General features: G+C 69.8%; 4 protein-coding genes. 1 reads left to right on the top strand and 3 read right to left on the bottom strand.

The genetic code is table 11. The features are described 5' to 3' along the window. Nucleotides 1–604: 604 nt before the first annotated feature. Nucleotides 605–3,181, bottom strand: coding sequence for an accessory Sec system translocase SecA2 (secA2, locus tag AB0B82_RS35115; RefSeq protein WP_360178831.1), 2,577 nt, complete (start codon nucleotides 3,179–3,181; stop codon nucleotides 605–607). A 40-nt stretch (nucleotides 3,182–3,221) separates the two neighbouring features. Then, complete coding sequence (locus tag AB0B82_RS35110; RefSeq protein WP_360178828.1) at nucleotides 3,222–4,028, bottom strand: GNAT family N-acetyltransferase; 807 nt, start codon at nucleotides 4,026–4,028, stop codon at nucleotides 3,222–3,224. A gap of 64 nt (nucleotides 4,029–4,092) precedes the next feature. Between AB0B82_RS35110 and AB0B82_RS35105 the strand changes: the two genes are divergently transcribed. Then, nucleotides 4,093–4,695 carry a hypothetical protein gene (locus tag AB0B82_RS35105; RefSeq protein WP_360178825.1) on the top strand — a complete coding sequence of 201 codons (603 nt, stop codon included), beginning with the start codon at nucleotides 4,093–4,095 and terminating at the stop codon, nucleotides 4,693–4,695. 62 nt (nucleotides 4,696–4,757) lie between these two features. Here AB0B82_RS35105 and AB0B82_RS35100 read toward each other — a convergent pair whose 3' ends face one another. After that, nucleotides 4,758–6,608, bottom strand: a complete 1,851-nt coding sequence (locus AB0B82_RS35100) for a GxGYxYP domain-containing protein (RefSeq protein WP_360178822.1) — start codon at nucleotides 6,606–6,608, stop codon at nucleotides 4,758–4,760. Nucleotides 6,609–7,219 lie beyond the last annotated feature (611 nt).

Below are 7,219 nucleotides of genomic sequence, written 5' to 3'. Positions count from 1 at the left end.
GTTTACTCCACCTGAGCCGCAGATTCGAGCCATATCGCCGCTCTATCCCCCACCAAGCTCGACCGGGCGTTGATTCTGCAACAGGCTCTGTAACCGGCCAGCCGTGCAACAACCCGCCAGCGCCCGCCCCCGCCAGCCCACGCTGACCCACGCTGACCCACGCTGACCCATGCCGACCCCCGCCGACCCCCGCCGACCCCCGCCGACCCCACGCCGGCCCACGCCGACCCCACGCTGGCCACCGTGCCGGGAGTCGGGGGCTTGAACAGGAAATGGTGCCTGGGGACCTGTTATTTCCTGTCCGACGCATCCGGTTCCCGTCCGAACCCCCGGCAACTGGCGCAGCCGGCGCGACTTGGGCGGCTGCGCAGGCGGCTGGGGCTGGGCAGGCGGCTGGGGCTGGGCAGGCGGCTGGGGCTGCGAAGGGGCGTGGGTTCGGAGCGCTCCCAGACCCCGCAGGTACGGCGTCCGTGCGCGGCCGTCGACGCCGTACGCCGCTTGTGCATGCGCAGGCGGATTGCGGAGCATTTCTGGCGGCGTTGAGGCCGGGAAATGCTCCACAAGAAAGGCTCCACAGAGAAATGCTCCGCAAAGGCGCAGCGGGCTACTTCTTCGGGTCCGCGTCCGGCTCGGGGTCGGCGCCGGCGCCGGCGTCGGCGTCGGCGTCCGCGTTGGCGTCGGCGTCCGCGTTGGCGTCGGCGTTGGCGTTGGCGTCCGCGTCGCGGAGCTCCGCCGGGAGGTCGTCCGCGTCGCGGAGTTCGTCCGGGAGGTCCTCGTCGTCCAGGTCGCGGAGTTCTTCGGGGAGGTCGGCGTCGTCGAATTGCTCGGCCGGGATTTCCTCGGGTTCGGCGCCGGACTCGGGCTTGATCGCGTTCCGCAGCCGGCCCAGGATTCGGTCGGCTTCGGTGCCGAAGGGGTTGTCGTTGACCAGGTAGGTCCAGGTCGCGGTCGGGCGGGGGATGCCGCTGGCCTCTTCGTTCAGGCCGTCGGCGGTGATCTCGGCTTCGGCGAAGGTTTCGGCCGCGTCCTTCCAGGCGTCCTCGATCAGGGTGTCGAAGGATGCGATCGCCGACTTGTTGAACTCGTCGATCGGCTTCAGGTGCACGATGCCGCCGGCGAGCGACCGCAGATGGATGCCTTCGCGCAGGTCGGCCAGGTAGGCCAGGTGGTCGGTCCAGCGGCGGTCGAGGTGCCGCAGGGCGATGCGTCGCGCGGCGCTCTGCACCGCTTCCTCGCCGACCTCGGCGACGAGTTCGTCGTACCGCTCTTTGTCCCGCGCGGCCAGCTCGGTCGCGGCGAGGTCCTCGGTCAGGACCTTCTCGCGGGTCTCGAGGAGGATCGCGCGCTGCTGCCCGGTCAGGCGGTTGTACTGCCATGTCGTACGGTGCAGCTCGGCGTTGGCGCCGTCCGCGACGCGCTGCGCGTGCTCGAGTACGCCGATCGACTTGCGGTCGGTGAGGCGACCGGTGTCGTCCGGGTGCGGGCGTAGACCCGACGACACGGAGTACCGCGTGACGAGTTCGTCGCCGAGGGAGGCGAAGAACAGCGAACCGCCCGGGTCGCCCTGCCGCCCGGCTCGCCCGCGCAGCTGGTCGTCCAACCGGCGCGAGGCGTGCAGGCCGGTGCCGATCACGTACAGGCCGCCGAGCTCGATGGCCTTGTCCTTGTCGTGCGACTCGTCCTTGCCGCCCAGGCGGATGTCGGTACCGCGGCCGGCCATCTGCGTCGACACGGTCACCGTGCCCGGTACGCCGGCCTCGGCGATGATCGCCGCTTCCTCGGCGTCGTTCTTCGCGTTCAGCACCACGTGCTCGATCCCGGCCGCCTCGAGCCGGTCGCTGAGCTGCTCGGACTCCTCCACGCTGTGCGTGCCGATCAGGATCGGGCGCCCGGTCTCGTGCACCTCGGCGATGTGCTTGACCAGCGCTTCGTTCTTCTGTTCGACGGTCAGGTACAACCGGTCGGGCTCGTCCTTGCGGATGTTCGGCTTGTTCGGCGGTACGACGGCCACCTCGACGTCGTAGAACTCCTGCAGCGACTCGCCGACGACAACCGCCGTACCGGTCATGCCGCAGAGCGTCTTGTACCCCTTGATCAGCGCCTGCACGGTAATGCTGTCGAGCACCTCGCCGGAGTCGCTGACCGGTACTGCTTCCTTTGCCTCGACGGCGGCCTGCAGACCGTCGGGCCAGCGCTGCAGCTTGGCGATCCGGCCGCGGTTGTTGTTGATCAGGCTGACCTTGCCGTCGCGGACCAGGTAGTCGACGTCCTTGCGCAGCAGTACCTCGGCGTGCAGCGCGACGTTGATCTGGGTCAGGCGGTCGAGGTTCTCGTCGTCGTACAGGTTGACGTCCTCGCCGAGTGCCTGCTCGACCTTGTCGGTACCGCGGTCGGTCAGTGCGACGGTCCGGCCGTCACCGTCGATCTCGTAGTCGACGCCCGCGCGCAGCGTCCGGACCAGCTGGACGATGTCGTCGTCGAGGGCCTCGTTGCGGGTCGCGCCGGCCAGCACCATCGGCACCCGGGCCTCGTCGATCAGCACCGAGTCGGCCTCGTCGACGAGCGCCACGTCCGGCTCGACGGTGACCCGGTCCGCGACATCGGTGACCAGGCGGTCACGCAGTACGTCGAAGCCGATCTCGCTGACCGGTACGTAGCAGACCTCGGCCTGGTACGCCGCCCTGCGCTCCTCCGGCGTCGACGCCTGCCCGACGTGCGACACGGTCACGCCGAGCAGCTCGTACACCGGGCCCATCCACTCGGCGTCGCGCTTGGCCAGGTAGTCGTTGACCGCGAGCACGTGGACCTTGCGGCCGCCGACGGCGTACCCGGCGGCGGCGATTGCTCCGGCCAGGGTCTTGCCCTCACCTGTCGCCATCTCGACGATCCGGCCCTGCAGCATCGCGAGCGCGCCGACGACCTGGCCGTCGAACGCCCGCTCACCGATCGCGCGCCGGCCGGCGTCGCGGGCCAGGGCGAGGAACTCGATCTGCTCGTCCTCGTGCAGCCCACCGGTGGTACGCAGATCGCCGACCGCCTCGGTCAGCTCCTCGTCGGTCAGGGACAGGACGGACTCCTCCGCCTCGCCGACCAGCTGGGTGAGCCGTTCGTACGGGCCGAGATCGATCGAGCCGGGGCGCTGCAGCAGCCGGCGGAAACGGGAAGCGATTTTCAGGGCCATGATGCAGGAAACGTACAGCCTCAACCGGTCGTTCCGCGCGTCACCCCCGCCGGTCCGGCTCCCACTCGTACGGCGTCGTGGTGGTGACCGCGTGCAGACCGAGTTTCTGCAGGATCGGGCGGGAGTCGGCGGACGCGTCGACCCGCAGGAACTCGTAGCCGCGTCCCTGCGCGAGCCGGGCGCGATGCACCAGCAGCGCACTGTAGATGCCCTGCCGCCGCCACTCCGGCAGCGTCCCGCCGCCCCACAGGCTGGCGAACCCCGTCCCCGGGTGGAACCGGATCCACGCTGCCGACACGACCGGCCCGTCCGGGCCGCGCAACGCGTCCTCGACCAGGAACACCGACAGCCGGTCCGGGAACATCCGCGCCTCGGCGGCGAGCCGCTCCCCGACCCGCTCCAGCCCGTCGTGCCACAACGTGTCGGTCAGTACGGCGATCCGCCGGAAGTCGTCCTCGTCGGCTTCGCGCAACCGCAGCTTCGACGGCAGCGCGGACGGCCGCTGCAGGATCCGGTCGACCTCGCCGAGGATGAGCGTCTCGGGCTCCTGCTCGACGAACCCGGCCCGGACGAGCCGCTGGCCCAGGTCGGCCGGCTCGTCGTATGCGTACGTCTTCCACTCGAACGCCAGACCGCGCTCGCGGAAGAACTCCACCTGCCGGGCGATCACCGCGTCCGGGTCGTCTCCGAGCCCGCGCGGCGTCTCCACGAAACCGGCGCCGTCCGGCCCGTCGACGTACGACCGGTGCACGGTGCCGTCGTGCTCCTGCTTCCAGCCGGGGATCGCGTCCGCGTCCGGCAACCGGATCCGGCGATGGAAAACCTCGAGCAGTTCGTCAGGAGTCACCCGTGCAGTCAACCAATTCCGCGTTGGGGGCGTCCAACGAGTAAGTCCTGAAAGGGGGGACCTCATGAGCAAGCACCACATCACCCCCAAGGCGATCCGCACCGCACTCGCGGTGCTGGCCGTCCCGGCCGCGGCCGTCGCCGCACCCGGAGCAGCCACCGCCGGATCGTCCCCCCGCACCGCCCCCACAGCCCTCACCGCGTCGGCGTCCTGCCCGGCCGGTTGGGCTTCGTTGCCGGAGGCCAACAGCCGGATGACGGCGGCCCCCGTGACCGCCGTCCGCACTGGCCGGCACGCGTGCTTCGACCGGCTCGTCGTCGACCTCAAGGGCAAGGCGCCCGGGTACGACGTCCGCTACGTCAGCACGGTGCGCCAGGACGGCTCCGGCTTCGCGGTCCCGGTCCGCGGCGGCGCGCGGCTCCAGGTCGTCGTGCGCGCACCGTCGTACGGCGCCTCCGGTCAGCCGACGTACCGCCCGGCGAACCGGCGCGAGCTGAGCAACGTGAGCGGCTACCGCACGTTCCGTCAGGTCGCGTTCGCCGGCAGCTTCGAGGGGCAGACCACGATCGGGCTGGGGGTCCGCGCCCGGCTCCCGTTCCGCGTCTTCACGCTCGCGGGCCCGGGCACGAACTCCCGGCTCGTCGTCGACGTGGTCCACCACTGGTGACACCCAGCTGATTCCCCACCCAGCGGCCGCCCACAGTCCCGTGGGCGGCCGCGCCACGTCTGCTACGGCAGGACGCGGTTGAGCAGGTCGTAGAAGCTGTTCGCCAGGATCAGCTCGTACGGGTCGCCGAGCAGCTCGGCGAGCTCGGACATGTCCGACGGCGACCACGACCACGCGCCGATCAGACCGGACAGGAACAGCGGGCTCGCGCCGTCCCAGTTGGCGATCCGCTGGTCGAGCGACGCCTTGAACTCCGCCGCCCGACCGGGAGCACCCCAGACGCTGGTGACCGGAAGGCCGCCGTTGCGGACGGTCAGCGGGTCGCCGTCCCAGGTCTGCATGATGCCCTTGGTCGGCGTGTACTTCGCGAAGCCCTCGGCGACCTCCGGGGTCAACGGGACCCAGGCCCCGTCGACACGGCCGCTGTAGGCGTACACGACGTCCAGCGCGGTGCGCTGCATGAACGAGCCGGTCATCTTCAGGTACTGCGTCAGCTCGTCGGGCTTCCACGCCAACGGGTACGTGTACCCGCCGCCGGACGGCCCGCAGACCAGCAGGTCGTTGCCGGTCGCGGTGCGCTGGAAGTAGCTGTAGAGCGACGGTCCGGTCTCCAGCAGCAGCGGGCTGATCGTCCAGTTGGTCGGCGCGTCGCCACGCTTCGGGTCGTCCCAGATCTCGCGCAGCCGGCGCTGGCAGTACTGGATGTTGTCGCCCTCACCGAACGTCAGCGTCAGGTACACCTTGTTCTTCGGCGTCTTGATCGGGCGGATCCGCCGCGGCTTGTCGGAGATCTTCCCGGGGGCGCCGGCGAGCACGGTGCCGTTCATGTAGAAGTCGGCCGCGATGACGGGCGAACCGCCCTTGCTCGCGAGTTCGACGCCGTCCCACTCACCGGAGACGTCGTTCGCGAACCAGCCCATGTACGGCGCCAGCGTCGGGTACTTGTCGAAGTACTCGACGAGCAGTTCGCCGGTCGCACCGCCCGGCGGCAGCCAGCTGACCATCGCCTTGCTGGCCACGACGTAGTCGCGGAAGTACGGGAACGGCTCGATCCGGGTCGGCGAGGTGTCGGCGGCCGAGACCAGGTACTGGTTCCACATCTCCACGGTGACGACGAGGGACGTCGTACCTGCCGGCGGTTCGATCCGGTAGATCCAGTAGTTGCCACCGTCGGCGAAACGATTGGCCTCACCACCGATCGACGAGCGGGAACCGTCGAACAGGTACGGCTCCTCCTCCGCGGACCCCGGCTCGAACTGGGCGATCACCGAGCCGTTGGCCTTGATCACGATGTGCCGGACCGACGCACCCCAGCCGTCGTCGGTGAACGAGTCCGCGAACCGGACGTACACCGCCTCCTTGCCGAGCTTGGCCGACACGTCCAGGTCGTACGTACCGCGGTTCGACGAGTCGCGGATCTGCTGGGTCTCGCGGGCGATCTCCACCCAGTCGACGCCCTCGACGTCGACCACGCGGGTCGGCGGCAGGCCGGCGAGCAGCTGCTTGGTCACCTTCGGGAACAGGTTGTCCAGCTGCCAGCGGTACGTCTTCACGCGGTCGTCGTCGAACATCCCGCGCAGGTCCTTCACGATCCGCAGCCCGTACGCCTTCGCCTGCTCGGCGTCGGCGACCACCGCGTTCTCGAGCCCGGCGAGCGTCGTCGCCACGTTCAGCGAGTCCGGTACGGCGGGGTCGTGGACGATCGCCCCGCGGACCCGGTGGCGGTACTTCGCGACCAGGTCGAGCGGGTTCTTGTAGAGCTTCTTCGGGACCGGCAACTCGGCCAGCCAGGTGGAGTCCGGGTTGCTCTCGGTGCCGGTGTCGTAGATGAAGTACAACTCCGGCTCGGTACGGTTCACAATGCCTTGCAACGTTGTCAGCAGGGTCTGGTCTCCCCCGCTGAGTCTGCTCACGTCGCCGTAATCCAGGTGCCTTGGGCGGTTGAACACCGGCAGCAGCCGAGCGGGGCTGCCGGACGTCGATGAAACCGCAGCTTGTGCCGCGGATGCGAGGCCCGGAACCAGCCCGAGTCCCCCCGCCGTCACCGCACCGCTGCCCGCCAGGAACGCACGTCTCGAAACCATCGCGACCACTCCCTGAGGTTGACATCGATGTCAAATCAGCCCGGACAGTAACAACCTCAGGACCCGCTGTACATAGCTCGGCGGCAAATTCTGGAATCGTTTCCGAGGTGCCCGGTTTCCCGGGTGGTGGTGGCGGGTCCCCGGCAGCCGGAATCGGTGTTGGGATGGGTGGCGGCCGTGGGGCGTTCTGCAAGGACGGGGAGCACTGTATTGCCGGCCTGGCCGGGTGAGCGGCAGCGCTCGCGCTACTCGACTCGCACCCACTCATGCGCACCGCTGAACTCACACCGCGGCGTCTGCCTCGCACCGCCGAACTCACACCACGGCGCCCACCTCGCACCGCCGAACTCACACCACGGCGCCCACCTCGCACCGCCGAACTCACACCACGGCGCCCACCTCGCACCGCCGAACTCACACCACGGCGCCCACCTCGCACC

The organism is Kribbella sp. NPDC048915 (assembly GCF_040649595.1).
GTDB lineage: Bacteria > Actinomycetota > Actinomycetes > Propionibacteriales > Kribbellaceae > Kribbella.
This window is presented reverse-complemented; position numbering and strand designations above follow the sequence as displayed.